The organism is Coprococcus sp. AF21-14LB, from assembly GCF_003458885.1.
Lineage (GTDB): Bacteria > Bacillota > Clostridia > Lachnospirales > Lachnospiraceae > UBA9414.
Genome location: NZ_QRVX01000034.1, coordinates 1 through 25,378, shown reverse-complemented (window position 1 = coordinate 25,378; position 25,378 = coordinate 1). Strand labels below are relative to the sequence as shown.

Genomic DNA, 25,378 nt, shown 5'->3' with positions numbered 1-25,378 from the left:
GTTATAAGTGTAAAAAATGAAATAGAGTGCGCTCTGATATTCATAAAATTGGTAAAAATGATAAAAATAACTTGACAGAATGATAAAAAAGAATTAAAGTGAGAACATGAAAAAAAGGAGATGTCCATTTCCTGGAATATAAAGTGAAGAGAAAGATTCAGGAGGAAGAAGATATGTCATATGTAGATGAAGTCATGAAACTTGTGATAGAAAAGAATCCGGCACAGCCGGAATTTCATCAGGCAGTGCAGGAAGTGCTGGAATCGCTACGGATAGTAATTGAGGCCAATGAAGAGAATTATCGAAAAGAAGCTCTGTTAGAACGGCTTGTGGAGCCGGAACGGCAGATCATGTTCCGGGTACCGTGGGTGGATGACGCAGGTCAGGTGCATGTAAACACCGGATACCGCGTGCAGTTTAACAGCGCGATTGGACCGTATAAGGGAGGAATTCGTCTTCATCCGTCTGTGAATCTTGGAATTATTAAATTTCTTGGGTTTGAGCAAGTTTTTAAAAACTCTCTGACAGGTCTGCCGATTGGCGGAGGAAAAGGCGGATCAGATTTTGATCCAAAGGGGAAATCGGATAGAGAAATTATGGCTTTCTGTCAGAGTTTTATGACAGAACTCTACAGACATATCGGGGCAGATACAGATGTACCGGCTGGCGATGTTGGAACAGGCGCAAGAGAAATCGGATATATGTATGGACAGTATAAGAGAATCCGGGGAGTTTATGAAGGCGTCCTGACTGGAAAGGGATTAAGTTACGGCGGTTCTCTGGCACGGAAGGAAGCAACCGGATATGGACTTTTGTATTTGACAGAGGAGATGCTTAAATTGAACGGAATGTCACTGGAAGGGAAGACGGTTGCAGTATCCGGCTCCGGAAATGTGGCTATTTATGCGATTGAAAAAGCACAGCAGCTTGGTGCAAAAGTAGTAACAGCAAGTGATTCTATCGGCTGGGTGTATGATCCGGAAGGAATTGATCTGGCAGCACTGAAGGAGATTAAGGAAGTGAAGCGCGGCCGTATAGCGGAATATCAGAACTACCGGCCAAATTCCGAATACCATGACGGAAGAGGCGTATGGAGTGTGAAAGTAGATATTGCACTTCCGTGTGCTATCCAGAATGAACTTTTCCTGGAAGATGCGAAGATGCTTGCAGCAAATGGATGCATTGCAGTTGCAGAAGGGGCAAATATGCCGACAACACTGGAAGCAACCGAATACCTTCAAGAGCATGGAGTATTATTTGCACCGGGGAAGGCAGCGAATGCCGGAGGAGTGGCTACTTCTGCTCTGGAAATGTCTCAGAACAGTGAGCGTCTGAGTTGGACATTTGAGGAGGTGGATGAGAAACTGCATCAGATTATGATTGATATTTGTCATCGGATGGCAGATGCGGCTGAGCGTTACGGTATGAAAGGAAACTATGTAGTAGGAGCGAATATTGCAGGATTCGAGAAAGTGGCAGATGCCATGAACGCGCAGGGGATTTGTTAATAGCGGGAATTTCATTTATAAAGATATGTGTGTGACGATAAAAGACGGAAGCAATTTCGTCTTTTATTTATGAAAATGCAAAAAATGTAAAAAAAGCGAAAAAAACTATTGACAAATGGAAAGAGATAATAGTATAATAGCACTCGGGTCGTGAGGAACGGTCTAACAGATATGGGATCATAGCTCAGCTGGGAGAGCATCTGCCTTACAAGCAGAGGGTCATAGGTTCGAGCCCTATTGGTCCCATATTTATCGAAAGAATGTGGCGGGATAGCTCAGTTGGCTAGAGCATACGGTTCATACCCGTAGTGTCGCTGGTTCGAATCCAGTTCCCGCTATTTGCTGAAGATTTCAGATGAATAAAAGTTTGAAAAAACAGCAAAAAGTTCTTGACAAATCAGAATTAGTGATATATACTAAAGAAGCTGATTGCAAGAGCAATCTAACAGATATGGGATCATAGCTCAGCTGGGAGAGCATCTGCCTTACAAGCAGAGGGTCATAGGTTCGAGCCCTATTGGTCCCATATTTATTGAAAAGAGAATATGGCGGGATAGCTCAGTTGGCTAGAGCATACGGTTCATACCCGTAGTGTCGCTGGTTCGAATCCAGTTCCCGCTATTTTTAAGAAAGCTTGTGTCCGCAAGCTTTTTTTCTTTTGTAAAAATGTTTTTGAAGAAGGAAAGAAGGGAGAGGCTATGACATTACAGCAATTAAAATATATTGTGGAAGTTGCAAATTGCGGCTCCTTTAATGATGCCGCGAAAAATCTGTTTATTACACAGCCGAGTCTGTCCGGAACTGTTCGCACTCTGGAAGAAGAGATTGGTTTTGATATTTTTCGGAGAAATAACCGGGGAATTGAAGTTACCGTGGAAGGGCGGGAATTTCTTGGCTATGCACGCCAGGTTCTGGAGCAGACAGAGTTAATGGAGCAGAAATATCTTCATAAGAAACAGAAAAAGCAGCTTCTGTCAGTTTCTACACAGCACTATATGTTTGCAGTAAATGCATTTGTGGAACTGATCCACACATATGGGCGGGAAGAATATGAATTTGCTCTGAGAGAGACAAAGACGTATGAAATTATGGAAGATGTGCAAAATTTTAAAAGTGAAATCGGAATCTTGTATTTGAATAGCTTTAATGAAAAAATCCTGACAAAATTTATGAAAGAAAAGCATCTTGTTTTTCATGAGTTGTTCCGTACAAGACCGTATGTATTTCTTGGAAGAAATAATCCGCTTGCTCAGAAAGAACTGCTGACGGTAGAAGATCTGGAAGAATTGCCGTATTTGAGATTTGATCAGGGAGAGTACAATTCGTTTTACTTTTCGGAAGAGATTTTAAGCACTGTGTCCCATAAGAAAAGTATTGTTGTCAACGACCGGGCAACGCTGTTTAATCTGCTGATTGGTTTAAACGGTTATACCATTTCTACCGGATTTATCAGTCAGTTTGAAGACCAGATCATTTCAAGGCCATTAATGGAAGATGACGAGATCAAAGTTGGCTATGTTGTGCGAAAAAGCCATGTGGTCAGTGAACTCGGTCAGATGTATTTAGATGCACTTCGCAGTGTTTTAAAAACTGATATTAGTTAAACCTATAACAAGATATTTGTTTTTTAACTTGGACAAGAACAGAAAAGTCTATTACAATATCAAACAGAAAGCAGAGAGGAAATGAGAATATGAGTGATAAGAAAACAATCATTGAATTGAAGCATCTTGGAAAAGAATTTCAGGGAGCAAAATCAAATGTGCGTGCCCTTCGTGATATTAATCTTGAGATTCAGGAAGGGGAAATTTTTGGAATCATCGGATTGAGTGGAGCCGGAAAAAGTACTCTTGTAAGATGCATGAATTATCTGGAAGAACCGACAGAAGGAGCAGTGATCTTTGACGGAAAAGAACTGGGGAAATTGTCTGACAAGGAGCTCAGAGAAGCAAGAAGATCCATAGGAATGATTTTCCAGCAGTTTAATCTTCTGTCACAGCGGAATATTTTACGAAATATCAGTTTCCCGCTTGAGATTGCGGGAGTGCCAAAAAAGGATGCGCTGAAAAGAGCAAAAGAACTTTTAGAGGTGGTAGGACTTGGAGATAAAGCAAAAGCATTTCCGGCTCAATTGTCCGGAGGACAGAAACAACGAGTAGCAATCGCAAGAGCGCTCGCTGCAAATCCAAAAGTGCTTCTCTGTGATGAGGCTACAAGTGCTTTGGACCCGAATACAACAAAGTCCATTTTAGACCTGTTAAGAGAGATTAATCAGAAGTTTGGCATTACAATTATTATTATTACCCACGAGATGAAAGTGGTAGAATCTGTTTGCCATCGGGTAGCGATTATTGATCAGAGTCAGATTGCAGAGTGCGGACTTGTAGAAGAAGTATTCTCCAATCCGAAGTCACAGATCGGACGTCATTTTATTCTCGGAGATTCACTCAAAGAGATTTCTTTTGATACAAAGTCTTTTTATCGTATTATTTTTGACGGGTTGGAAGCTACAGAGCCGGTAATTGGCAAAATGGCTCTGGCATGCGGATTCCCGGTAAATATTGCGTATGCGTCCACAAAGCGAATTGGTGATAAGGCATTCGGGCAGATGGTCATTCAGGTACCGGCGAATGTTGAAGACAGACAAAAGGTTATAAGATTTCTTGAGACAGAGAAGATACCATATGAGGAGGTAGAGGGAAATGAATTTTGATGCAGAAACATGGCGTATGATCGGAATTGGTATGCTGCAGACAATTTATATGACAGGAATCGCATCACTTCTTTCGTATGTGATCGGACTTCCGCTTGGAGTGATCCTTGTCGTAACAGAAAAAGACGGGATTCGGCCGATGCCGACGTTGAATCGTATTTTAGGATTTGTAATTAATATATTAAGATCGGTTCCGTTTATTATTTTGCTGATTTTAGTGATGCCGGTAACGAAGGTACTTGTAGGAACAAAGATTGGCCCGACAGCCATGATTCCGCCGCTTGTATTTTCCGCAGCGCCTTATATTGCGAGAATGATTGAATCTTCTTTGAAGGAAGTTGATTATGGAGTAATCGAAGCAGCCAAATCAATGGGAGCAAGTACATGGCAGATTATTTATAAAGTACTTGTTCCAGAGGCGGTTCCGTCTATTCTTGTAGGAGCAGCGATTTCAGTCACAACAATTATTGGTTATACAGCAATGGCAGGATTTGTCGGAGGCGAAGGACTTGGAGATATTGCAATCCGTTATGGAGTATACCGCTATGAATTCCCAATTATGATCGTAACAACAGTATTGCTTGTTGTAATCGTTCAGATTGTGCAGGCGGGAGGAATCAGTCTGTCGAAGAAGAGCGATAAGCGTATTCGCTAGACAGTTGAGATAAAAGACAACATGTTTTACAGGAGGAATGTATTATGAAATTGAAAAAAGTATTATGTATTGGAACAGCAGCAGTATTATCATTGGCACTTCTCGCAGGATGCGGCGGAGAAAGCAAAGACAGCGGAGAAAGTAAAAAAGAAAGCAAGAAGATCGTTGTTGGTGCGTCCCCATCACCGCATGCGGAAATTCTGAAAGAAGTACAGCCGATTCTTGAAGAAAAAGGATATGAACTGGAGATCAAAGAATATTCTGACTATGTAATCCCGAATACAGCAGTGGAAGAAGACGAAATTGATGCCAATTATTTCCAGCATATTACTTATATGAATAATTTTAATGAAGAGCGGGGAACACATCTTGTATCTGCCGGCGAGATTCATTACGAACCGTTTGGAATTTATCCGGGAACAACAGCGAAGTTAGAGGATTTAAAGGACGGAGACAAAATTGCAGTACCAAATGATACAACAAATGAAGCAAGGGCATTGCTTTTATTAGAATCACAGGGTATTATAACATTAAAAGATGGCGCCGGCCTGAATGCAACAAAGAAAGACATCGAAGAGAATCCGCACAACGTAGAGATTGTTGAACTGGAAGCGGCACAGATTCCGCGTGTTTTATCAGAAGTGGCATTTGCATGCATGAATGGTAACTATGCACTGGATGCAGGATATACAGCAGAAAAGGATGCACTTGTTGTTGAGGATGCTTCTTCAGATGCAGTAAAAGCATATGTCAATGTCATTGCAGTAAAGGAAGGCAACGAAAATAACGATGCAGTGAAAGCGCTGGTTGAGGCTTTAAAGAGTGATGATGTGAAAACATATATTGACAAGACTTATAATGGCGCTGTTGTAGTCGTAGAATAAGAGGTAAAAATATGCGCGTAGGTATGGGATATGATGTACACAAATTAGTAGAAGGAAGAGATTTGATTCTTGGCGGGGTTAAGATACCTTATGAAAAGGGGTTGCTTGGACATTCAGATGCAGACGTACTGTTACATGCAATTATGGATGCACTTCTTGGGGCAGCAGCTCTTGGAGATATCGGAAGACATTTTCCGGATACGGAAGAAGCGTATAAAGGAATTTCCAGCATGAAACTCCTGGAACATGTCAGAACACTTTTGGATGAGAAACTGTATGTGATTGAAAATATCGATGCGACCATTATTGCACAGCGTCCGAAGATGCTTCCGCACATTCCGTCAATGCGTCAGAATATTGCAGAGGCACTTCAGATAGAAGTGGATCAGGTAAATGTAAAAGCAACAACAGAGGAAGGACTTGGATTCACTGGAAGTGGAGAAGGAATTTCTTCACAGGCAATCTGTGCGATAGAGAAAATAACAAATTTTAGTTATGATGTGACACCTGTACAAGGATGTTCATCCTGTCCGGGATGTGGTAGAAAATAAGAAAAAATCAGGCAGTGGCGGAATCAAATACCGGCGCTGCCTTTTCCCGTGAAAAAAGCAGAGGTATCATATTTGAAGAAAAGATATGGATGGCACAGGACAGGAGGAAGAGATGATTCGAAAACTAGAACAGGAAGAGCATAAAAAAACAAGAAAGCTCTGGGAAGAAATCTTTTGTGAAGATTCAAAGAAATTTCTGGATTATTATTATTCAGTCAAAACAAAAGAAAATGAAATCTTTATTATAGAGGAAGATGGGGACATCCGCGCTATGCTTCAGCTAAATCCTTATGAAATGGTTATGCCGGGAGGAGTTAAAAAAACCAATTATATTGTTGGGGTAGCTACAGAGAAAGCGTACCGGGGAAGAAAATTTATGGCAAGGCTTCTGCATCGGGCGCTTGAGGAAATGTACAGAGAGCATCAGCCTTTACCTTTCTTATGCCGGCAGCAGAAGCAATCTACGCGCCCCATGGGTTCCGATTTATTTATCATCAGAAACGCTGTAAGATTGCCGGAAAGAAAAGGGAATTTCCGGAAGGGATTTTGTGTCGGCAGGCAGAAGAAAAAGATTGCTGTAAGATTGCTACTTTTGTAGAGCAGTATCTTCAAGAACGCTGCCTTGTGAGGACACGGCGGACGGTGGAGTATTATCAGATGATGCTAAAAGAGCAGATGAGTGAAAATGGAGGGATTCTGCTGCTGGAGCGGGAAGGACAGCTGTTAGGCTGTGTATACTATGCAGAAGAAGAGGAGTATATGGAGATACGGGAACCGCTTTTGCTTCCGGAAGTGGAGAAACTGCTTGGAACAATCGTGTACGCTTTGACAGGCGGGGAAGAGCGGATGATCCTCTGTCAGGCTGTGGAAGAACAGATGCTGTCAGAAGATAGGACTGTGTGGGAAATGATGCCCCAAAAGCCGGTTATTATGGCGAGAATTGTTGATCTGAAAGCATTTTTGGAATGTTTTCGTGCCAGAGAAGCATTTTCCGAAGAGATTGCTGTGAAAGATGAGATTCTTTCTGAAAATTGTGGGAAATGGAAGATTGAGGCTGAAGAAGGAGAAGTTCTTCGCGTCACGAAAGAAGGAGAACTTGGTAATACGGACAAGAAGGTAATTACAGTAGAAAAGCTGGTGGAAGCGTCCTGTTTCTGGAACAGAGTATTTCTCAATGAAATTGTATAAGAAGCAGAATAAAAAGCTGTTTTCTGTTTTTACAGGCTGAATGGGAGTTGACAAAAAAAACATTTTCCCATACACTATATATCAGATATGAAAAGGCGAAGAACGAAGAGAGTAACAGTTTCAGAAACTGACAGAGAGAAGCTGCCATCGGCTGGAAGCAGCTTTCAGAGGAGAAATTGTGAAGTGCATTCGGGAGCTGATCCGGTGAAAGCGCTGTCCAAGCCGGATACGTAGGCTGACGTTACCGGCATAAAGTGAAAAGAAGCAATTCTTTTAATGAAGAGTGGAACCGCGGAACACTTCGTCTCTTGAAGAAACAGGAGATGGAGTGTTTTTTGATTCATGAAGGAGGATGATGAACATGAAATTATATAATACGATGTCAAAAAGAAAAGAAGAATTTGTACCGATTGAAGAAGGAAAGGTGCGGATGTATGTATGCGGACCGACGGTCTATAATTTTATCCACATTGGCAATGCAAGACCGATGATTATTTTTGATACGGTAAGACGTTATTTTGAGTACAAAGGTTATGAAGTGAATTTTGTATCAAATTTTACAGATGTAGATGACAAAATTATTAAAAAGGCAAACGAAGAACAAGTTACAGCAGAGGAAATTTCCACACGCTATATTGCAGAATGCAAGAAAGATATGGAAGCGATGAACGTAAGACCTGCTACAACACATCCGCTTGCTACGCAGGAAATACCGGGAATGATTGCTATGATCGAGACCTTGATCGAGAAGGGATACGCTTATGAGAAGAACGGTACGGTATATTTCCGTACAAGAAAATTTGAACCATATGGGAAACTATCCCATAAGAATCTGGATGATCTGCGTTCCGGAGAAAGATCTCTTCTTGTGACCGGAGAAGATGAAAAGGAAGACCCGCTTGATTTCGTACTTTGGAAACCAAAGAAAGAAGGAGAGCCTTTCTGGACATCTCCGTGGAGTGACGGACGTCCGGGCTGGCATATTGAATGTTCAGAGATGTCTAAAAAATATCTTGGAGAACAGATCGATATCCATGCAGGCGGAGAGGATCTGATTTTCCCACACCATGAAAATGAGATCGCCCAGAGCGAAGCTGCGAATGGAAAAGAATTTGCACACTACTGGCTGCACAATGGATTCCTGAATATAGATAACCGTAAGATGTCCAAGTCTCTTGGCAATTTCCGCACAGTGCGTGAAATTACAGAACAGTATGATCCTCAGGTATTTCGGTTCTTTATGCTGAGCGCTCACTACAGAAGCCCGCTGAATTTCAGCGCAGAGCTGATGGATGCTGCCAAGAACGGTTTTGAGCGCATTGTGACAGCGGTAGAGAATCTGAAGTATTTGCTCGGCAACGCAAAAGAAGATGCGATGACAGCAAAAGAGCAGGAAAAATTTGCAAAGACAGAAGCGTTTGTGAAGGAATTTGAAGGGGCAATGGAAGATGACTTCAATACAGCAGATGCGGTATCCGCAATCTTCAATCTTGTAAAATATGCAAATACAAATACAGACGAAACATCTTCCAAAGAATTTTTGGAACAATTAAAAGGACTGATCGTAAAACTGGCAGACGTACTCGGACTGATTGTGGAGAAGAAGGAAGAAATGCTTGATGAAGAGGTTGAGAGCTTGATCGCGGAGCGCCAGGCAGCGAGAAAAGCAAAGAATTTCCAGAGAGCAGATGAGATCCGTAACGAGCTTCTTGAAAAAGGAATTATTCTGGAAGATACAAGAGAAGGTGTAAAATGGAAAAGAGCATAGGATTTGATGACTGTCTGAGAGCGGCATTTGATATGCAGGATGTGGATGTACAGAGTTATTCCCCTTTGACGCTGGCGTATATTGGTGACTGCGTGTTCGATCTGATAATTAAGAGTCTTATCGTGAATCAGGGAAATAAGCAGGTACAGAAGCTTCATGCAGAAACGAGTGCGCTTGTCCAGGCTTCTGCCCAGTCCAAAATGATGCGGCCGCTTCAGGAACTTTTGACAGAAGAGGAGCATGCAGTGTATAAGCGGGGAAGAAATGCCAAGTCGGTTTCCCCGGCAAAGAATCAGAGCATTACCGATTACAGGCGTGCAACAGGATTTGAAGCGTTGATAGGATATTTGTATTTGGAAAAGAGATATGACAGAATTATGGAACTTGTCAGAATCGGCTTGGAATTTATGGAACACCCAACAGCAGATTTGATTTTAAGAAAGCAGAAGTCTTAGAGTGATAGGAGAAAAAGATGATTGAAGAAATGAAGACGGTGGAGAACCTTGTAATTGAGGGGAGAAATGCGGTAATAGAAGCATTTCGTTCCGGAAAAACAATTGATAAAGTATATGTATTGGATGGATGTCAGGACGGACCGATCCGGACTGTAATCCGAGAAGCGAAAAAACATGATACGATTATTAATTTTGTAACAAAAGAGCGCTTAGATCAACTCTCTGAGACTAAGAAACATCAGGGAGTTGTGGCTCATGCAGCTGCATATGAATATGCGACAGTAGAAGATATGCTGGAACTGGCAAGAAAGAAAGGAGAAGATCCATTTCTGATTCTTCTGGATAATATTGAAGATCCACACAATCTTGGAGCTATTATCCGTACAGCTAATCTTGCAGGTGCACATGGAGTAATCATTCCGAAACGGCGTGCAGTAGGATTGACTGCGACCGTTGCGAAAACGTCTGCCGGAGCGCTGAATTATACACCGGTTGCAAAAGTAACAAATCTGGCAAAAACGATGGAAGAACTGAAAGAGCAGGGGCTTTGGTTTGTATGTGCGGATATGGGCGGAGAAGTGATGTACCGCATGAATTTGAAAGGGCCAATAGGTCTTGTTGTCGGTAATGAAGGCGAAGGCGTAGGGCGTCTTGTGAAAGAAAAATGCGATTATATTGCATCGATTCCGATGAAAGGGGATATCGATTCTCTAAATGCGTCAGTAGCAGCCGGAGTGTTGGCTTATGAGATTGTCCGCCAGAGATTATCATGATTGATTATAAGCAGAAAACAGATGAGCAGTTGATCAGGGAACTTCGAGCAGGTGATAAGCAAATTATCGATTATATTATGGAGAAGTATAAATATATGGTTCGCCAGAAGGCAAAAGCGATGTATCTTCTCGGTGGCGAAAATGATGATCTGATTCAGGAAGGAATGATCGGATTGTTTAAGGCAATCCAGGATTTTAATCCGGACTATGGAAGAGCTTTTTCCGGATTTGCGGAGCTTTGTGTAGAAAGGCAGATGTATTCTGCTATTGAGGCGTCAAAAAGAAAGAAGCATATCCCATTGAATTCTTATATATCAATCTATGAGGTAGAACAATGTGAATCGGGAGAAGGGGGACAGCATCTCCCCCTGGTGGATGTGATGGAAGCAGAAAAAGAAAGCAATCCGGAAGAGCTGCTGCTTGGGAAAGAGCAGATGGAGCATCTGGAAAGTGCGCTGAAAGAGAATTTAAGCAATCTGGAAAGTCGGGTACTGTATTTGCAGCTGCAGGGAATCGATTATCAGACGATTGCAAGATTGATCGATAAAAGTCCCAAAGCGGTAGATAACGCGCTCCAACGAATCCGGGCAAAAGCGGCGCAGATTATGGAACATGCAGGGAAAAAATAATATATCAGAAGAAAATTGCCTTGATTTGGCGCGAAATGGAGATTCGTATGACAAAGAATAATTACAGACAAATGATAAAGATTGCAGCTGCGCTTGTGATTGCACTAATTTCCGTTTTTGTTTTAGCGAAATATGCGACATCACCGGAGTTTCATGCAAAGACCATTCAGTCTCTGGATGAGAAAAAGAAAACGGTAATGGAACTGACGGCAGCTTCCGTGGCGGCATCTACTGCGGTAACGATGATTCCCGGAGAAACAGCAACACCAATTGCAGAAAAACTGGCAGATCTGAGTTCTTACTTTTTGATTGTGCTTTGTGCTATTTATCTGGAAAAATATTTATTGACGATAACCGGATTCGCAGCATTTCAGATATTGATCCCGGCAGCCTGTCTGCTGTATGTGATCGGATTATTCCGTAAAAAAGAGATTTACCGGCAGTTTGTAGTGAAATTAACTGTATTTGCAATTGCGATTGCAGCAGTGATCCCTGCCGGTGTAAAAGTTGCAGATATGATTGAAGCAACTTATGAGTCTTCTATCAATAGTACGCTTGCTTCGGCAAAAGAAGCGACGGAAGAGATTGAAGAAAATACGGAAGAAAGCGGCGGTGTCTGGGATAAATTTGTTGGTGCGATTAAAGACGGAGTGTCTGGAATTGTAACAAAAGTAGAAACGGTATTAAATAATTTTATTGAATCGCTGGCGGTAATGATTGTGACTTCCTGCTTGATTCCGATTCTCGTACTGTTGTTTTTTGTATGGTTTACGAAAATGATTCTTGGAATTCAGATTCCGCTGCCGAAAAAACTTCCGGCGGTTGGAACAAGAAAGAGGAATTCGAACAAAAGCGAATCACTATAATCCGGAGGAAACTATGCTTGCCTATACTTATGTGGAAAAAGGGAAATTTGAATTAAAAGAGAAAGAAAAACCGGTTTTGAAAGATGGACAGGATGCAATCGTTCGTGTGACGATGGGAAGCATCTGCAGCAGTGATCTTCATATCAAACACGGTTCGGTACCGAGAGCGGTTCCGGGAATTACTGTTGGACATGAAATGGTTGGAATTGTAGAAGAAATAGGAAAAGATGTAACAGCAGTCAAACCCGGAGATCGTGTTACAGTAAATGTGGAAACTTTCTGCGGAGAGTGCTTCTTCTGCCAGCATGGATTTGTGAATAACTGTGTTGATGCCAACGGTGGATGGGCGCTTGGCTGTCGGATTGACGGCGGACAGGCAGAATATGTAAGAGTGCCGTATGCCAATCAGGGACTGAACAGGATTCCGGACGGCGTGACAGATGCTCAGGCGCTGTTTGTGGGGGATGTTCTTGCAACAGGATTCTGGGCAGCAAAGATTTCCAATATTCAGAAAGAAGATACGGTACTGATCATCGGAGCAGGACCGACAGGAATCTGCACATTACTCTGTGTGATGTTAAAGGAGCTGGAACATATTATTATCTGTGAGAAAGATCCGCAAAGAATAGCATTTGTCCGTGAACACTATCCGAATGTATATGTTGCCACACCGGAAGAATGTGAAAAAATGGTGCAAAAATACAGCAGGCACGGGGGTGCAGATGTTGTTTTGGAAGTTGCCGGAACGAAAGAAACATTCCAGATGGCATGGAAATGTGCAAGACCAAATGCGACTGTGACGATTGTAGCTCTCTACGATGAATCACAGACATTGCCATTGCCGGATATGTATGGAAAAAATCTCACGTTCAAGACAGGCGGTGTTGACGGCTACGACTGTAATGAAATTCTGGAATTGATTGCAGAAGGGAAGATTGATACGACTGCGTTAATTACTCACACATATGCACTGAAAGATATTGAGGAAGCATATCGTGTCTTTGAGCAGCGGTTGGATCAAGTCATTAAGATTGCAATTGTAAATGTAAAATAATCACTAAGAACGTTATATGACAAAAAGCACACGATCGTGTGTGTCATGGGATAGAATGTTTAATGTCTTTCTTCGCTCCACTCAAGAAATTTTCCGGTGGCAGCGTCAATCTCAAATTCATATTCAATCTGATTATAAATAATATCTCCTTCGTAAGTTTCATATCCATCGTCAAAGTCGAGGTTCATACGAAGATCATTTTGGGTTGCTCCGGAAACACGTTCAAGAGCAAGGGCAGCAGCTTCCTCCCATGTGATGCCGTTTGAGGCATTTTTGTGAGTGGAAGCAGAATCCGGTGAAGAAGATTCTTGTGAATCTGCTTGGGCGGAAGGCTTCTGTGAATCTGCTTGTGCCGAAGCGGATGCATTTTCAGAAGGTTCTGTGGAAGTGTCAAGGATTGTTCCGTCAGAAGCCTGAATTTCATATTCATACTCCATATTATCATAAGTAAATTGGATATCGTAAGTTGGAAGACCATCGTCATGGTCTTTGGAAATGCGGAATCTGGAAGTATCCTCTCTAGTAATCCCAACATCATTTAAAGCAATTTCTTCAGCTTTCTCCTTTCCGATATCAGAACCATTGGAAGCCAAACCGCAGGCAGCCATGCTGCCGGATAAAATAATAGAAGCTCCAAGTAATGTCATATATGTTTTCATACGTTTCATAGTCAAATCCTCACTTTCTGATTTTCTGTATCTTTGTGTTGTATTTAGTATAGTATGTGAAGATTAAAGAAAAATTAAAACCTTTCATTTTTTTCATTTTTTTTAATTTTTTTAGGCTCGAAATCTTCCTGAGAATGAGATGCGGGGAGAAAAACAGTAAAGGTACTTCCGGCAGAGGGCTTGCTTTGGGCAGTGATAGTGCCGCCGTGGGCAGTTACAATCCATTGCACCATAGAAAGTCCGAGACCGAAATGGCTGTCTCCGGTTCGGGAGGAATCAGCACGATAAAAGCGTTCCCAGATATGGGAGAGTACCTCTTCTGACATGCCGATACCATCGTCACGAATCTGAAGAAGAATGTCAGAACCGGACAGCGTAAGGCTAATCCATACGTTTCCATTCTCTTTTCCATAAGTGACGGCGTTGGATAAAAGATTGATCAGAAGTCGGAAGTAAGCGGTTTCATCTACGCAGGCAAATAGATCCGGAGTAATCTCTGTATGAATTTGGATATGCCTGGAGGCAGCGGTTAAAGCCTGCTCTTCGACAGCTATTTCTGTCAATTCACTAAGATTCAGGTGTTCGAATGTTAGCAAGGTCATATTCGGCAGAAGTCAGATAGGAAAGCGCTTCTTCCCCATCAAAGCAGCGATCGACACTGTAATGTTCTGCTTCAAGTTTTGATACAATGAGACGATTGAGATCTTTTTCATCTTCTGCAATTAAAATACGCATAATATCCATCCTTCTTTCTTTTATAGATATTTTTTAGTATACCATTTTTGAGAGGAAATTGGACAGCCAATAGTAGATTTTGAGATACTTTTTTCCTTTTGAAGATTTTTTATTGACACATACCCTGTATGGGTATATTATTTTCTTGAACAGAAAACGAATAGAGATTTTGGAATAAAGCAGGAGGAAAGAACATTGGAAGAAAGGAAAGAATGCTGTCATAAAACGAAGAAGCGAACAGAGAAAGAATATAAAGACTTGGTAAATCGTCTGAGCCGGATTGAAGGACAGGTAAGAGGAATCAAAAGGATGGTAGAAGAAGATGCATACTGTCCGGAGATTTTAATTCAGGTGTCAGCAGTGAATGCAGCACTGAATAGCTTTAACAAAGTGCTGCTGGCAGAGCATATCCGAAGCTGTGTTGCAGAAGATATCCGCAAAGGAAATGATGAGATCATCGATGAATTAGTTGTAACGCTTCAGAAATTAATGAAATAATAGAGGGGTGAGAACATGAAACAATATTCAGTAACGGGGATGAGCTGTGCGGCGTGCAGCGCCCGGGTAGAGAAAGCAGTCATGAAAGTGCCCGGAGTGACAGCATGTTCTGTCAGTCTTTTGACAAATTCTATGGGAGTAGAAGGTGATGCACAGCCGGAAGCAGTGATTGCAGCAGTAGAGGAAGCCGGATATGGAGCGCAGGTCAAAGGAGACCGTGGCTTGCAGAAAAGAAATCCGGAAATTGGAGGAGAGGAAGCTTTCTTGAAAGATACAGAGACACCAAAGCTGAAAAAGCGTTTGATCGCATCGCTTTGCTTTTTGATTCCGCTTATGTATGTTTCTATGGGGCATATGATGTGGAATTGGCCGATTCCGGAAGTTTTTGCGGAAAATCATGTGGCCATTGGTATTTTTCAAATGCTGTTTACCGGGATCGTTATGGTAATTAATCAGAAATTTTTTATCAGTGGATTTAAAAGCTTGTGGCACAAAGCGCCGAATATGGATACGCTAGTTGCCCTTGGATCAGGAGCTTCGTTTGTGTATAGTATGTATGCATTATTTGCGATGACAGATGCACAGATGCATGGTAATACAGAGAAAGTAATGGAGTTTATGCACGAATTCTATTTTGAATCTGCAGCAATGATTCTGACATTAATTACGGTAGGAAAGATGCTTGAAGCCCGCTCGAAAGGGAAAACGACAGATGCATTGAAGAGCTTGATGAAACTGGCACCAAAAACAGCGACGATTTTAAGAGAGAAAAGAGAGATGGAGGTGCCGATTGAGCAGGTGTGTCGCGGTGATATCTTTCTTGTGCGTCCGGGAGAAAATATACCAGTAGATGGAATTGTATTGGAAGGAATGAGTGCAGTCAATGAATCTGCGTTGACTGGAGAGAGTATTCCGGTTGATAAAAAACCTGGCGATACCGTTTCTGCCGCAACTTTAAATCAATCTGGCTTTATGAAGTGTGAGGCTTCCCGTGTAGGAGAAGATACTACGTTATCTCAGATTATTCAAATGGTGAGTGATGCGGCGGCTACGAAAGCGCCGATCGCGAAAGTCGCAGATAAGGTATCAGGGATTTTTGTTCCGGCAGTCATTGGGATTGCGGTGTTAACGATTCTGGGATGGCTGGCTGTAGGAGAGAGTATTGGTTTTGCGTTGGCAAGAGGAATCTCAGTGTTGGTAATTAGCTGTCCGTGTGCACTTGGATTAGCGACACCGGTGGCGATTATGGTTGGAAATGGCATGGGAGCAAAACATGGAGTGATGTTTAAAACAGCTTCTTCATTGGAAGAGACCGGAAAGATGCAGATTGTGGCATTGGACAAGACCGGAACTATTACGAGCGGAAAGCCGCAGGTAACAGACATGCTTCCGACAGAAGGTGTAACAGAAAAAGAATTGCTTACAATGGCATATGCACTGGAGAAGAAGAGTGAGCATCCGCTGGCAGGAGCAATTCTAGAGAAAGCCAGAGAGAGCGTTGTTGACGAAAGGGATGAAGTAACAGAATTCCAGGCAGTTCCGGGAAACGGTCTTTCCGGCTTATGGCATGGGGTGCCGGTGGCAGGAGGCAATTTCAAATTTATCCGCGAGATGGCAGAAGTTCCGGCAGAAATGAAGAAGAAGGCAGAGGAACTTGCGAATCTTGGAAAAACACCGCTTTTTTTTGCTGAAGCAGGGAAACTGATTGGGGTAATTGCGGTAGCTGATGTGATAAAAGAAGACAGTCCGAAAGCGGTAAAAGAGCTGCAGAATATGGGCATCCATGTAGTTATGCTGACCGGAGACAATGAGCGCACTGCGAAAGCAATCGGAGAACAGGCAGGAGTCGACGAAGTTATTGCAGGGGTACTTCCGGAGGGAAAAGAGAGTGTAATCCGCTCTTTGAAACGGAAAGGAAAAGTAGCTATGGTTGGAGACGGCATCAATGATGCTCCGGCTTTGACGCGGGCTGATATTGGAATTGCGATAGGAGCCGGAACAGATATTGCCATTGATGCGGCGGATGTGGTATTGATGAAGAGTAAATTAAGCGATGTACCGGCCGCAATCCGTTTAAGTCGTGCAACGCTGCGAAATATCCATGAGAATCTGTTCTGGGCATTTTTCTATAATGCGATTGGAATTCCGCTGGCAGCAGGCTTGTGGTATCCGATTTTTGGCTGGAAGCTAAATCCGATGTTTGGAGCAGCAGCAATGAGTTTATCCAGTTTTTGTGTTGTGACAAATGCACTCCGGTTGAATTTTTTCAACATGCGAGATGCAGGAAAAGATAAAAAAATAAAAATCAGAAAGAAAGAGGAGGAACAACCTATGGAAAAAACAATGAAAATTGAAGGAATGATGTGTGGACATTGCGAAGCGAGGGTAAAAAAATGTCTTGAGAAATTGCCGGAAGTAGAAGAAGCGATGGTGAGCTATGAAGCCGGAACAGCAGTGGTAAAATTAAACAAAGAGATTTCCGATGATGTATTAAAACAGACAGTGGAAGATCAGGATTATGAAGTAAAAGAAATTATTTAAGATTACGGGAAATTCGTGAAAAATCTTAATAGGAATATTGCAGATAAGGGAGCGTCCATTAGAAAGGACCTCCCTTTTGTAATTCTTGAAAAATATGTTCGTATTCGTCTGAAAAAAGACTCCCTTTATTCCAGAGAAATGTAAAATCATGCATGACCATGAAATCGACCAGAGGTATCTGGACAAGACGTCCTGATTTTAGCTCTTCTGTTACAGCGGCTTTATACAAGAAAGAGATACCGCAGTCCCGACAAAGAAGGCTGACGATGGCGTGGATGTTTTCTAACTCAACAATTCGTTGAAAATCATGGATGGACATATTCTTCAGAGCAAGTGTTTTTGTTAGAATTGCTCTTGTTCCGGATCCCTGTTCCCGGATCAAAAGACGTTCCCCAGTAAGATCTTTTAACATTCGAATCGGCTTTTGAAATTGATGTCTAGCAGCGCATACAGCAATGTATTCTTCTGTTTGATAGTTCCGGGTTTCATAATGTTCACTAGTAAAATAACCTTCTACAATAGCAAAATCAATGATTCCTTCTCGAAGTTCTGAAAGGAGTGTTTGGGTATTGCCATATCGAATGTGAAAATTAGTTTCAGGATGTGATTTGATAAACTCTGCAAGTGCAGGGATGACGGCATACTCTCCAATAGTCATCGTAACACCAAAAGTCAATGATTTCTGATTGACCAAACTGCTTTTGATACGTTTTTTGATATGTTCTTCATCATTTCGCATTGTTTCTAAAGCCTGGCGAAGAATCTCACCGGCTGGTGTCAATTTAAGACCTCGCTTTTCCCTTAGAAAAAGAGGAGCGCCGTAAATCTCTTCCAGATATTTAATATGTTGTGAAACAGCAGGCTGTGTCAGATGAAGTGATTCAGCGGCATGAGTAAAGTTCATGGATTCACAGACTGTCAAAAATGTTTTCATACGAAAATCAAGCATGTCAACCTCCGGAAAAATAGATATTAATAATCTGATAAATCAGTATAAATAAGCATATCAAATATTTTGTGAAAAAACAATTTGCGGTTGACATTTTTTAGTCATATTCTATAATAAAAAGAAAAAAGTTTTTTTTTAGAACTGTTTTGAAAAGAACTTTAAGAAACGCTTTGCGGGAATGAAGAAAGAAAAAAGAGAGGTTTCCGAAATAGTATTAGAAAGGGCGAAAGAGTGTTATGAAAAGGACAACGGATCTTCTTGTAAGTATTAGAAAAATCTTGAAAATCGATGAGGATTTAATGAAAAGTGTTTGTGAAATGTATGATTTGACGCTGATTGAAGCGAAAATTCTTGTGTTTTTGAAGAATAATCCAAGTTGTGATACAGCTGCAGATATTGTGGAGTATCGCATGCTGTCAAAGGGAAATGTATCGCAGGCAGTGGACAGCCTGATCCGGAAGCGGTATTTGCAGAGAAGACCGGATGAAAATGACCGCAGGAAAGTGCATTTGTCGCTGCTTCCGGCAGCAGATCCTGTGAGTGCTAAAATGCAGGTTTTGCGTTCTGATTATGAGAAGAGACTGTTTGACGGCATGACAGAGGAAGAGCGCCAGACATTTATTAGACTAAGCAACAAAGTGATTGAAAACAGCAAAAAAATAGCAGAGAGAAGGAAATAAGACATGAAAGAAGAAAAGGATTTTTTGGGAAAAGAGCCAATTGGGAAACTGCTCTTGCGGCTTGCATTGCCGACAATCACAGCCCAGATCATTAATATGCTGTACAATATTGTAGACCGGATTTATATTGGGCATATTCCGGAAAACGGAGCAGCGGCGCTGACCGGCGTAGGCGTATGTATGCCGCTGATCATGATCGTTTCTGCATTCGCAGCACTTGTAGGAAATGGAGGAGCTCCGAGAGCTTCGATTGCAATGGGAAAAGGAAAAAATGATGAAGCAGAGCAGATTCTTGGCAACTGCTTTACGCTGCAGGTAGTTCTTTCATTAATTTTAACTGTCGTTCTATTTCTCTTTAACCGGAGTTTTCTGATGGCATTCGGAGCCAGTGAAAATACGATTGAATATGCGGTAAGTTATATGAACATTTATTCTCTTGGCGTACTGTTTACGCAGTTGACGCTGGGAATGAATGCATTTATCACAGCGCAGGGATTTGCAAAAACCGGAATGCTGTCTGTATTAATTGGCGCGGTAACGAATATTGTGTTGGATCCAATCTTCATTTTCGGACTGCATATGGGAGTACGCGGTGCAGCGCTTGCAACGATCATTTCACAGGCATGCTCCTGCATTTGGGTATTGAGCTTTTTATTTGGGAAGAAGCCATTTCTTAAAATCCGCAAGGCGAATATTGGACTTTGCCCAAAAGTAATTTTGCCGTGTATCGCACTTGGTTCTTCTTTTTTTGTTATGCAGGCAAGTGAGAGCGTCATTTCTGTATGCTTCAATTCCTCATTATTAAAATACGGAGGGGATATTGCAGTTGGAGCTATGACAATCTTAACAAGCGTTATGCAGTTTGCCCTGCTGCCAATCCAGGGACTCGGACAGGGAGCGCAGCCGATCATCAGTTATAATTATGGAGCTAAAAATGTAGAGCGGGTAAAAGGGGCGTTTAAACTGCTTTTGAAACTGAGCCTTGCCTATTCGTGTCTGTTCTGGGTTGGGGTAATGATGTTTCCGAGAGCATTCGCATCCATGTTTACAACCGACGCAGCGCTTCTTGACTTTACCGGAACAGCTCTTCGCATTTACATGGGAAGCATGTGTCTGTTTGGAATTCAGATGGCGTGTCAGATGACATTTACTTCGCTCGGAAATGCAAAAGAATCTATTACGGTTGCAATTATGAGAAAATTTGTTCTTCTCATTCCGCTGATTTATATTATGCCAATGCTGTTGAAACAGAATCAGACGATGGCTGTTTATATGGCAGAACCGATTGCAGACTTTCTGGCAGTGCTTTTTACAGCCTGTCTGTTCCGTGTTCGGTTTAAAAAGTCACTAATGTTAATTGGAGAAAAATAAAACAGGAGAATGTTATGCAGATTGTAGATTTGTGGATTCGTAATTTTAAGTCGATCAAAAATATGCACATTCAGGAAATTGAAAATGCACTGATCCTTGTGGGACAGAATAATACCGGGAAAACCGTTATCCTGGATGCTGTCCGTGCAGTCAGCGGAGATTATAAGATCAGCAGCGATGATTTCCAGGAAGATTATCCAAACATAGAGATCGGTGTCACTTTGCAGATAACAGAAGAAGACCTTCATCGGTTTCATCAAACCGGAACAGTCAGTACTTACCGCAGATATGAGGCGTGGTATCGGGATTTCTGTAAAAAGCTTCCCTCTTATTCAGATGGAGAGTTAAGCTTTGTATACACTGCAAACAGAGAAGGAAAAATCCGTTATGCAGACGGATTTCAAAAGCAGAATCATTATATCTTACAAGTATTTCCAAATGTGTATTATCTGGATGTGCAGAGGAATCTAAATCAGTTTCAGGATGCACTGTTAATGATGCAGGAAGATGACCTCCTGAAACAAATGCGTTCCGGATGCTGTATGTTTGATCGGGCAAAGGAATGTAATCACTGTTTTTCCTGTATGGGACTGATACGACAGAAGACAGCAGAAGAACTAAATGCCTTTGAGGCGGCAAAGCTGTTGGAATATAAGCTTTATTGTTTGAATCTGGATGATTTTGAACGCCGTGTCAATGAGAACTTTCGGAGAAATGGAGGGCGGGAGATCATTCATTATTCTATGAACCGCGACATTGAAAAGATGTTGCTTGTAACTGCAGAAATCGAAGGAAAAGGGCAGAACCGCCGCAGACCATTGAGTTCTCTCGGCAAGGGTATGCGCAGCATTTATCTTCTGTCGCTGCTTGAGACATGTGAAGATCAAAATAGAAAAAATACAGATATTATCATTGTAGAGAATCCGGAAATGTTTTTGCATCCGAAACTTCAAAATAGCTGTGGCGAGATTCTTTACCGTCTTTCAAAGAAAAATCAGGTAATGTTTTCTACACATTCGCCGAATCTTTTGCCAAACTTTGGCAGCAGGCAGATTCGTCAGATCATGCTGGGCAAGGATGGCTATTCAGAAATCTGTCCGACGACAGATATCAGCGCAGTGCTTGATGATCTTGGCTATTCTGCGACAGATGTGATGAATGTGAATTTCGTATTTATTGTAGAGGGGAAACAAGATAAAAGCCGGCTTCCGCTGCTTCTGAAAAAATATTTTCTGAAACGTATGATGAAGAGGGAAATTTGTCCAGAATTGCGATTATTACAACAAACAGCTGCACGAATATTAAAACGTATGCGAATTTGAAATATATGAATCAAGTGTACTTAAAAGATAATTTTCTAATGATCCGGGATGGTGACGGCAAAGACCGGGAGAAATTAAAAAGGGAACTTTGCAAATATTATGAAGCGCGTAATCTGGAAGATGTGGATCGTCTTCCCCGTGTCACAGAAAAAAATGTTCTGATTTTGAAATATTATTCTTTTGAGAATTATTTCCTCAATCCAAAGATTATGGCGGCGCTTGGTATTGTGGAATCAGAAGAAGCCTTTTACGAAATATTTCTTGACAAATGGAAAGAGTATCTTCATCGTATGCGAAGCGGGCAGGCGCTGATCGAAGCGATAGGACATGATATTGAGACGGCAGAAGATGTGAAAAATAATATGGAAAATATTAAAATCTATATGAGAGGCCATAATTTGTATGACATTTTTTATGGAAGATATAAAGCGCAGGAGCAGGAACTTCTGACGCGATATATTGACATAGCTCCGCGAGAAGATTTTCAGGACATTTTGGATTCCGTAGAGCAGTTTATCTATTTTGAGAGCAGAAAAAACAGGGTGGGAATGTAAAAGAATAGAAGAGGTGGATAAACATGAGAAAGTGGATATGTTTGATTCAAATTGTATTAGCGGCGTTTCTGGTCAGCCGCTATCCGGCGATGTCAGTACTTTTGCTCCTGCTCATTGCCAATGCAGCCGCTACGCTTTTGCTTGGATTGACAAGAAAAGGAATTGCAGGAATGGCAGTGATACTGCTTCTCATGGTGTGTATGTTACTGCTTCCAAAAGAAGCAGTCATTGCAGCAAATATTTTTGTTTGCATCAGCACACTGATATTGTTGATAGAGTGGCTGCAGCAGTGGAATGCAGCAATTTTTTGCAGGAGAAATCTTCTGACGGCAGGCGGCATTTTTCTTGTCGTATTTCTTTTGGCGGCAATTTTGCCTTATGTAAAACAGCCGGAAGTACAGAAAGACACAATGGAGAATTTTGATCTTGCGGATTATACCGGTACACGTCAGGAAGGCGAGCGTGCAAAGATTATTTCAGATAATGGCGAGGCTTTGGAAGAGAGGATCCGGCTTATTTCTCAGGCGAAAGAAGAAATTATACTTTCTACCTTTGAGTTTGACGCTGATACGAGCGGTAAGCAGGTGTTGGCAGCCCTTATGGATGCAGCCGATCGGGGCGTGAAAGTAAAGATCCTGGTTGATGGATTCCCTTATTTGAAGACCATGTGGGGAAATCCGTACTTTTTAGCTGCAGCGCAGCAGGAGCATATGGAGATTCGGGTATATAATCCGGTAAGGCTTTGGAAACCGTGGACATTGATGGGACGTTTGCATGATAAATATCTTCTTGTAGATGATACAGCATATCTTCTGGGAGGAAGAAATACATTTGATTTCTTTCTTGGAGATCAGAAAGGGTACAAAAACTATGACTGGGATGTATTTGTTTCCTGTAAGGAAAGTGAAAATCCATCTATTGTCCAAGTACAGAATTATTTTCAATCTGTCTGGAAACAGCCGGACAGCCGACCATACGGAAGCGGCCTCTGGAAATGGAATCCGTCAGTAAAAAAAGCCGGAAAAGAATTAAAACAATTAAAGCAGCAGATAGAAAAAACACATGCAGACTGGTTTGTGGAAGAAGATATTTATGAAAAAACAGTGCCAATTCAAAATGTACAGTTGATTGCAAACCCAGTTCATGCTAATGTAAAAGAGCCAACTGCGTTTTATGAAATGGCAGAGATTATGAAATCTGCCGAATCAGAAGTGACATTCCATACGCCATATTTGATCTGCGATGACTGGATGCTTCAGAAACTCAAAGAAGTTTGTTCGGACGGACGTCAAGTGCAGATGATGACCAACTCTGTTGTGAATAATGGAAATCCTTTCGGAGCAATGGATTATCATCGCTATAAAGGGCAAATTTTAGAAACTGGAGTTTCTATTCTGGAATATGATAAAGGTGTATCCTATCATGGAAAATGTTTTACAGTAGACGATCATATATCAGGTATCGGTTCTTTTAACTGGGATATGAGAAGCGCATATCTTGATACAGAGCTCATGCTTGTGATAGACAGTCAGGAACTCACGATGCAGTTGAGGAAAGAAATGAGCAGCTATGAGGCAGATGCGCTTCGGGTAACGGGAAAAGATTCTTATGATCTTCCGGAAGGAGTTACACCGCGGCCAATGAGCAAAAAGAAGGAATTTCGCATCAAAGCACTGGACCTTTTAGGTGGATGGGCCAGATTTTTGATGTGACAGGAGGGATTCAAATGGAGAAATCAAAAGTATACTACACAGACTTTCGTACAAGATTAGGAGAAGGACTTCCAATCAAATTAAAAAAACTGATCCGGAAAGCAGGGATTGGTGAGATTGATATGGAAAATAAATTTGTAGCAATAAAAATGCATTTTGGTGAGCTGGAAATCTTAGTTTTCTCAGACCCAATTATGCAAAAGCAGTTGCAGATGTCGTGAAGGAGCTGGGCGGCAATCCATTCCTGACAGATTGCAATACACTCTATCCGGGCAGCAGAAAAAATGCACTGGAACACTTATATTGTGCATGGGAGAATGGATTTACGCCGATGACAGTGGGCTGTCCGATTCTGATTGGAGACGGCTTAAAGGGAACAGATGACATTGCTGTTCCGGTAGAAGGCGGAGAATATGTAACAGAAGCTAAAATCGGCCGTGCAGTAATGGATGCGGATATTTTTATTAGTCTCTCTCATTTTAAAGGACATGAGACAGCCGGATTTGGCGGTGCGATTAAGAATATCGGTATGGGATGCGGTTCCAGAGCCGGAAAGAAGGATCAGCATTATAATGGGAAACCAACCATTGACGCAGAAAAATGCCGTGGCTGTAAGAGCTGTATGAAGGAATGTGCTAATAACGGTCTTGTATGGAATGATGCTACAAAAAAAATGGAAATTTCTAATGAAAACTGTGTTGGATGCGGCAGATGCATCGGCGCTTGTAACTTTGATGCAATTGCATTTTCAAGCAGTGCGGCAGTAAAAGAATTGAACTGTCGTATGGCAGAGTATACAAAAGCTGTTATTGACGGACGGCCGAATTTCCATATTTCTTTGATTGTAGATGTGTCTCCGCATTGTGACTGCCATAGTGAAAATGATGCGCCGATTTTGCCAAACATCGGTATGTTTGCATCATTTGATCCATTAGCGCTTGATCAGGCCTGTGTGGATGCGTGTCTGCAGGCAGAGCCGCTGCCGAACAGTCTGCTTGGAGAAAATATGAGACGAGATGATTTCTGCGATCATCACGATCACTTTGTAAACACAACACCGGACTCAGAGTACCGGACCTGTCTGGAACATGCAGAGAAGATTGGAATCGGAAACCGGGCATACGAACTTGTCTTTGTAAAATAAAGCTTTATCAAGAACGGAAAATCCGCTGGAGAAGTAATTCTTTCAGCGGATTTTTTTGGTGCGCCTTGCGGCGCACGTCGCTAATGGGTGAAAGTCCCTAATCCGCCCTAGTAGTGGGAAGGATACAGCCAATGACAAGGGTGTCCACCGTGAGGTGGAA

The 25,378-nt window shown here is 41.9% G+C and carries 22 protein-coding genes, 4 tRNA genes, 3 pseudogenes and 1 other annotated feature; of the genes and pseudogenes, 25 read left to right on the top strand and 4 right to left on the bottom strand.

What is annotated here, in order from left to right; translation table 11 throughout:
• Positions 1-173: 173 nt before the first annotated feature.
• The 18 genes from gdhA (at position 174) to DWX73_RS09105 (ending at position 13,044) form a co-directional block, all read left to right on the top strand.
• Positions 174-1,508, top strand: a complete 1,335-nt coding sequence (gene gdhA / locus DWX73_RS09190) for an NADP-specific glutamate dehydrogenase (protein ID WP_118348505.1) — start codon at positions 174-176, stop codon at positions 1,506-1,508.
• Between the two features lie 173 nt (positions 1,509-1,681).
• Positions 1,682-1,754 (top strand) — tRNA-Val (locus DWX73_RS09185).
• 18 nt (positions 1,755-1,772) lie between these two features.
• Positions 1,773-1,846 (top strand) — tRNA-Met (locus DWX73_RS09180).
• A 115-nt stretch (positions 1,847-1,961) separates the two neighbouring features.
• Positions 1,962-2,034 (top strand) — tRNA-Val (locus tag DWX73_RS09175).
• Between the two features lie 21 nt (positions 2,035-2,055).
• Positions 2,056-2,129: transfer RNA gene (locus DWX73_RS09170), tRNA-Met, on the top strand.
• Between the two features lie 77 nt (positions 2,130-2,206).
• Positions 2,207-3,112 (top strand): LysR family transcriptional regulator, encoded by a 906-nt coding sequence (locus DWX73_RS09165; RefSeq protein WP_118348502.1) that lies wholly within the window; start codon positions 2,207-2,209, stop codon positions 3,110-3,112.
• Between the two features lie 89 nt (positions 3,113-3,201).
• A complete protein-coding gene (locus DWX73_RS09160; RefSeq protein WP_118348501.1) occupies positions 3,202-4,221 on the top strand; it encodes a methionine ABC transporter ATP-binding protein in 1,020 nt (339 codons plus the stop codon).
• The gene (locus tag DWX73_RS09155; RefSeq protein WP_118348500.1) at positions 4,211-4,876 is read left to right on the top strand and encodes a methionine ABC transporter permease; all 666 of its coding nucleotides are present in this window, start codon (positions 4,211-4,213) and stop codon (positions 4,874-4,876) included. The genes DWX73_RS09160 and DWX73_RS09155 overlap by 11 nt, the downstream gene beginning before the upstream one ends.
• A 44-nt stretch (positions 4,877-4,920) precedes the next feature.
• Positions 4,921-5,760, top strand: coding sequence for a MetQ/NlpA family ABC transporter substrate-binding protein (locus DWX73_RS09150; protein ID WP_118348499.1), 840 nt, complete (start codon positions 4,921-4,923; stop codon positions 5,758-5,760).
• An 11-nt stretch (positions 5,761-5,771) separates the two neighbouring features.
• A complete protein-coding gene (gene ispF, locus DWX73_RS09145) occupies positions 5,772-6,311 on the top strand; it encodes a 2-C-methyl-D-erythritol 2,4-cyclodiphosphate synthase (protein ID WP_118348498.1) in 540 nt (179 codons plus the stop codon).
• Between the two features lie 112 nt (positions 6,312-6,423).
• Positions 6,424-6,909 (top strand): GNAT family N-acetyltransferase, encoded by a 486-nt coding sequence (locus tag DWX73_RS09140; protein WP_158556844.1) that lies wholly within the window; start codon positions 6,424-6,426, stop codon positions 6,907-6,909.
• Positions 6,858-7,499 (top strand): hypothetical protein, encoded by a 642-nt coding sequence (locus DWX73_RS09135; protein WP_158556843.1) that lies wholly within the window; start codon positions 6,858-6,860, stop codon positions 7,497-7,499. The genes DWX73_RS09140 and DWX73_RS09135 overlap by 52 nt, the downstream gene beginning before the upstream one ends.
• Positions 7,500-7,588: 89 nt before the next feature.
• Positions 7,589-7,811 (top strand) — a binding site (T-box leader).
• A 49-nt stretch (positions 7,812-7,860) separates the two neighbouring features.
• Positions 7,861-9,267, top strand: coding sequence for a cysteine--tRNA ligase (gene cysS, locus DWX73_RS09130; RefSeq protein WP_118348495.1), 1,407 nt, complete (start codon positions 7,861-7,863; stop codon positions 9,265-9,267).
• A complete protein-coding gene (locus DWX73_RS09125) occupies positions 9,252-9,722 on the top strand; it encodes a Mini-ribonuclease 3 (RefSeq protein WP_118348494.1) in 471 nt (156 codons plus the stop codon). Before cysS ends, DWX73_RS09125 begins: the two co-directional genes overlap by 16 nt.
• Before the next feature lie 17 nt (positions 9,723-9,739).
• Entirely contained in the window at positions 9,740-10,495 is a 756-nt protein-coding gene (gene rlmB, locus DWX73_RS09120; RefSeq protein WP_118348493.1) for a 23S rRNA (guanosine(2251)-2'-O)-methyltransferase RlmB, read from the top strand.
• On the top strand, positions 10,492-11,124 hold the full coding sequence (locus tag DWX73_RS09115; RefSeq protein ID WP_118348492.1) for a sigma-70 family RNA polymerase sigma factor: 633 nt from the start codon (positions 10,492-10,494) through the stop codon (positions 11,122-11,124). The genes rlmB and DWX73_RS09115 overlap by 4 nt, the downstream gene beginning before the upstream one ends.
• A 47-nt stretch (positions 11,125-11,171) precedes the next feature.
• On the top strand, positions 11,172-11,990 hold the full coding sequence (locus DWX73_RS09110) for a hypothetical protein (RefSeq protein WP_242996787.1): 819 nt from the start codon (positions 11,172-11,174) through the stop codon (positions 11,988-11,990).
• A gap of 13 nt (positions 11,991-12,003) precedes the next feature.
• Positions 12,004-13,044 carry an alcohol dehydrogenase gene (locus DWX73_RS09105; RefSeq protein ID WP_118348491.1) on the top strand — a complete coding sequence of 347 codons (1,041 nt, stop codon included), beginning with the start codon at positions 12,004-12,006 and terminating at the stop codon, positions 13,042-13,044.
• A 59-nt stretch (positions 13,045-13,103) separates the two neighbouring features.
• Here the strand turns inward: DWX73_RS09105 and DWX73_RS09100 are convergent, their stop codons facing one another.
• From DWX73_RS09100 to DWX73_RS09090, 3 genes and pseudogenes are all read right to left on the bottom strand, one after another.
• The gene (locus DWX73_RS09100; RefSeq protein WP_242996786.1) at positions 13,104-13,712 is read right to left on the bottom strand and encodes a PepSY domain-containing protein; all 609 of its coding nucleotides are present in this window, start codon (positions 13,710-13,712) and stop codon (positions 13,104-13,106) included.
• A 74-nt stretch (positions 13,713-13,786) separates the two neighbouring features.
• Entirely contained in the window at positions 13,787-14,275 is a 489-nt protein-coding gene (locus DWX73_RS09095) for a sensor histidine kinase (protein WP_158556842.1), read from the bottom strand.
• Positions 14,276-14,309: 34 nt separating this feature from the next.
• Positions 14,310-14,447, bottom strand: a pseudogene (locus DWX73_RS09090) (DNA-binding response regulator); the annotation flags it as partial.
• A gap of 195 nt (positions 14,448-14,642) precedes the next feature.
• On the opposite strand from DWX73_RS09090, the gene DWX73_RS09085 reads away from it, so the two are divergent.
• Positions 14,643-14,945: a metal-sensing transcriptional repressor gene (locus DWX73_RS09085; RefSeq protein ID WP_118348488.1), complete on the top strand. Its 303-nt coding sequence runs from the start codon at positions 14,643-14,645 to the stop codon at positions 14,943-14,945.
• A 15-nt stretch (positions 14,946-14,960) separates the two neighbouring features.
• The gene (locus tag DWX73_RS09080) at positions 14,961-17,486 is read left to right on the top strand and encodes a heavy metal translocating P-type ATPase (RefSeq protein WP_118348487.1); all 2,526 of its coding nucleotides are present in this window, start codon (positions 14,961-14,963) and stop codon (positions 17,484-17,486) included.
• 58 nt (positions 17,487-17,544) lie between these two features.
• Here the strand turns inward: DWX73_RS09080 and DWX73_RS09075 are convergent, their stop codons facing one another.
• A complete protein-coding gene (locus tag DWX73_RS09075; protein WP_118348486.1) occupies positions 17,545-18,435 on the bottom strand; it encodes a LysR family transcriptional regulator in 891 nt (296 codons plus the stop codon).
• Positions 18,436-18,671: 236 nt separating this feature from the next.
• Between DWX73_RS09075 and DWX73_RS09070 the strand changes: the two genes are divergently transcribed.
• The 5 genes and pseudogenes from DWX73_RS09070 (at position 18,672) to DWX73_RS09050 (ending at position 25,218) form a co-directional block, all read left to right on the top strand.
• On the top strand, positions 18,672-19,115 hold the full coding sequence (locus DWX73_RS09070) for a MarR family winged helix-turn-helix transcriptional regulator (RefSeq protein ID WP_118348485.1): 444 nt from the start codon (positions 18,672-18,674) through the stop codon (positions 19,113-19,115).
• Between the two features lie 3 nt (positions 19,116-19,118).
• Positions 19,119-20,486 carry an MATE family efflux transporter gene (locus DWX73_RS09065; RefSeq protein WP_118348484.1) on the top strand — a complete coding sequence of 456 codons (1,368 nt, stop codon included), beginning with the start codon at positions 19,119-19,121 and terminating at the stop codon, positions 20,484-20,486.
• 14 nt (positions 20,487-20,500) lie between these two features.
• Positions 20,501-22,362: pseudogene (locus DWX73_RS09060) on the top strand (ATP-dependent nuclease).
• A gap of 23 nt (positions 22,363-22,385) precedes the next feature.
• Positions 22,386-24,074 (top strand): phospholipase D-like domain-containing protein, encoded by a 1,689-nt coding sequence (locus DWX73_RS09055; RefSeq protein ID WP_118348483.1) that lies wholly within the window; start codon positions 22,386-22,388, stop codon positions 24,072-24,074.
• Positions 24,075-24,088: 14 nt separating this feature from the next.
• Positions 24,089-25,218 (top strand): annotated as a pseudogene (locus tag DWX73_RS09050) (DUF362 domain-containing protein).
• Positions 25,219-25,378 lie beyond the last annotated feature (160 nt).

Bases quoted from the DNA above. Each gene is read 5' to 3' on its own strand.
- DWX73_RS09165 (WP_118348502.1), top strand. From the start codon at position 2,207: ATGACATTACAGCAATTAAAATATATTGTGGAAGTTGCAAATTGCGGC.
- DWX73_RS09160 (WP_118348501.1), top strand. From the start codon at position 3,202: ATGAGTGATAAGAAAACAATCATTGAATTGAAGCATCTTGGAAAAGAA.
- cysS (WP_118348495.1), top strand. From the start codon at position 7,861: ATGAAATTATATAATACGATGTCAAAAAGAAAAGAAGAATTTGTACCG.
- DWX73_RS09075 (WP_118348486.1), bottom strand. From the start codon at position 18,435: ATGCTTGATTTTCGTATGAAAACATTTTTGACAGTCTGTGAATCCATG.
- gdhA (WP_118348505.1), top strand. From the start codon at position 174: ATGTCATATGTAGATGAAGTCATGAAACTTGTGATAGAAAAGAATCCG.
- DWX73_RS09065 (WP_118348484.1), top strand. From the start codon at position 19,119: ATGAAAGAAGAAAAGGATTTTTTGGGAAAAGAGCCAATTGGGAAACTG.
- rlmB (WP_118348493.1), top strand. From the start codon at position 9,740: ATGATTGAAGAAATGAAGACGGTGGAGAACCTTGTAATTGAGGGGAGA.
- DWX73_RS09150 (WP_118348499.1), top strand. From the start codon at position 4,921: ATGAAATTGAAAAAAGTATTATGTATTGGAACAGCAGCAGTATTATCA.
- ispF (WP_118348498.1), top strand. From the start codon at position 5,772: ATGCGCGTAGGTATGGGATATGATGTACACAAATTAGTAGAAGGAAGA.
- DWX73_RS09155 (WP_118348500.1), top strand. From the start codon at position 4,211: ATGAATTTTGATGCAGAAACATGGCGTATGATCGGAATTGGTATGCTG.
- DWX73_RS09105 (WP_118348491.1), top strand. From the start codon at position 12,004: ATGCTTGCCTATACTTATGTGGAAAAAGGGAAATTTGAATTAAAAGAG.
- DWX73_RS09125 (WP_118348494.1), top strand. From the start codon at position 9,252: ATGGAAAAGAGCATAGGATTTGATGACTGTCTGAGAGCGGCATTTGAT.
- DWX73_RS09055 (WP_118348483.1), top strand. From the start codon at position 22,386: ATGAGAAAGTGGATATGTTTGATTCAAATTGTATTAGCGGCGTTTCTG.
- DWX73_RS09115 (WP_118348492.1), top strand. From the start codon at position 10,492: ATGATTGATTATAAGCAGAAAACAGATGAGCAGTTGATCAGGGAACTT.
- DWX73_RS09110 (WP_242996787.1), top strand. From the start codon at position 11,172: ATGACAAAGAATAATTACAGACAAATGATAAAGATTGCAGCTGCGCTT.
- DWX73_RS09070 (WP_118348485.1), top strand. From the start codon at position 18,672: ATGAAAAGGACAACGGATCTTCTTGTAAGTATTAGAAAAATCTTGAAA.
- DWX73_RS09100 (WP_242996786.1), bottom strand. From the start codon at position 13,712: ATGAAACGTATGAAAACATATATGACATTACTTGGAGCTTCTATTATT.
- DWX73_RS09080 (WP_118348487.1), top strand. From the start codon at position 14,961: ATGAAACAATATTCAGTAACGGGGATGAGCTGTGCGGCGTGCAGCGCC.
- DWX73_RS09140 (WP_158556844.1), top strand. From the start codon at position 6,424: ATGATTCGAAAACTAGAACAGGAAGAGCATAAAAAAACAAGAAAGCTC.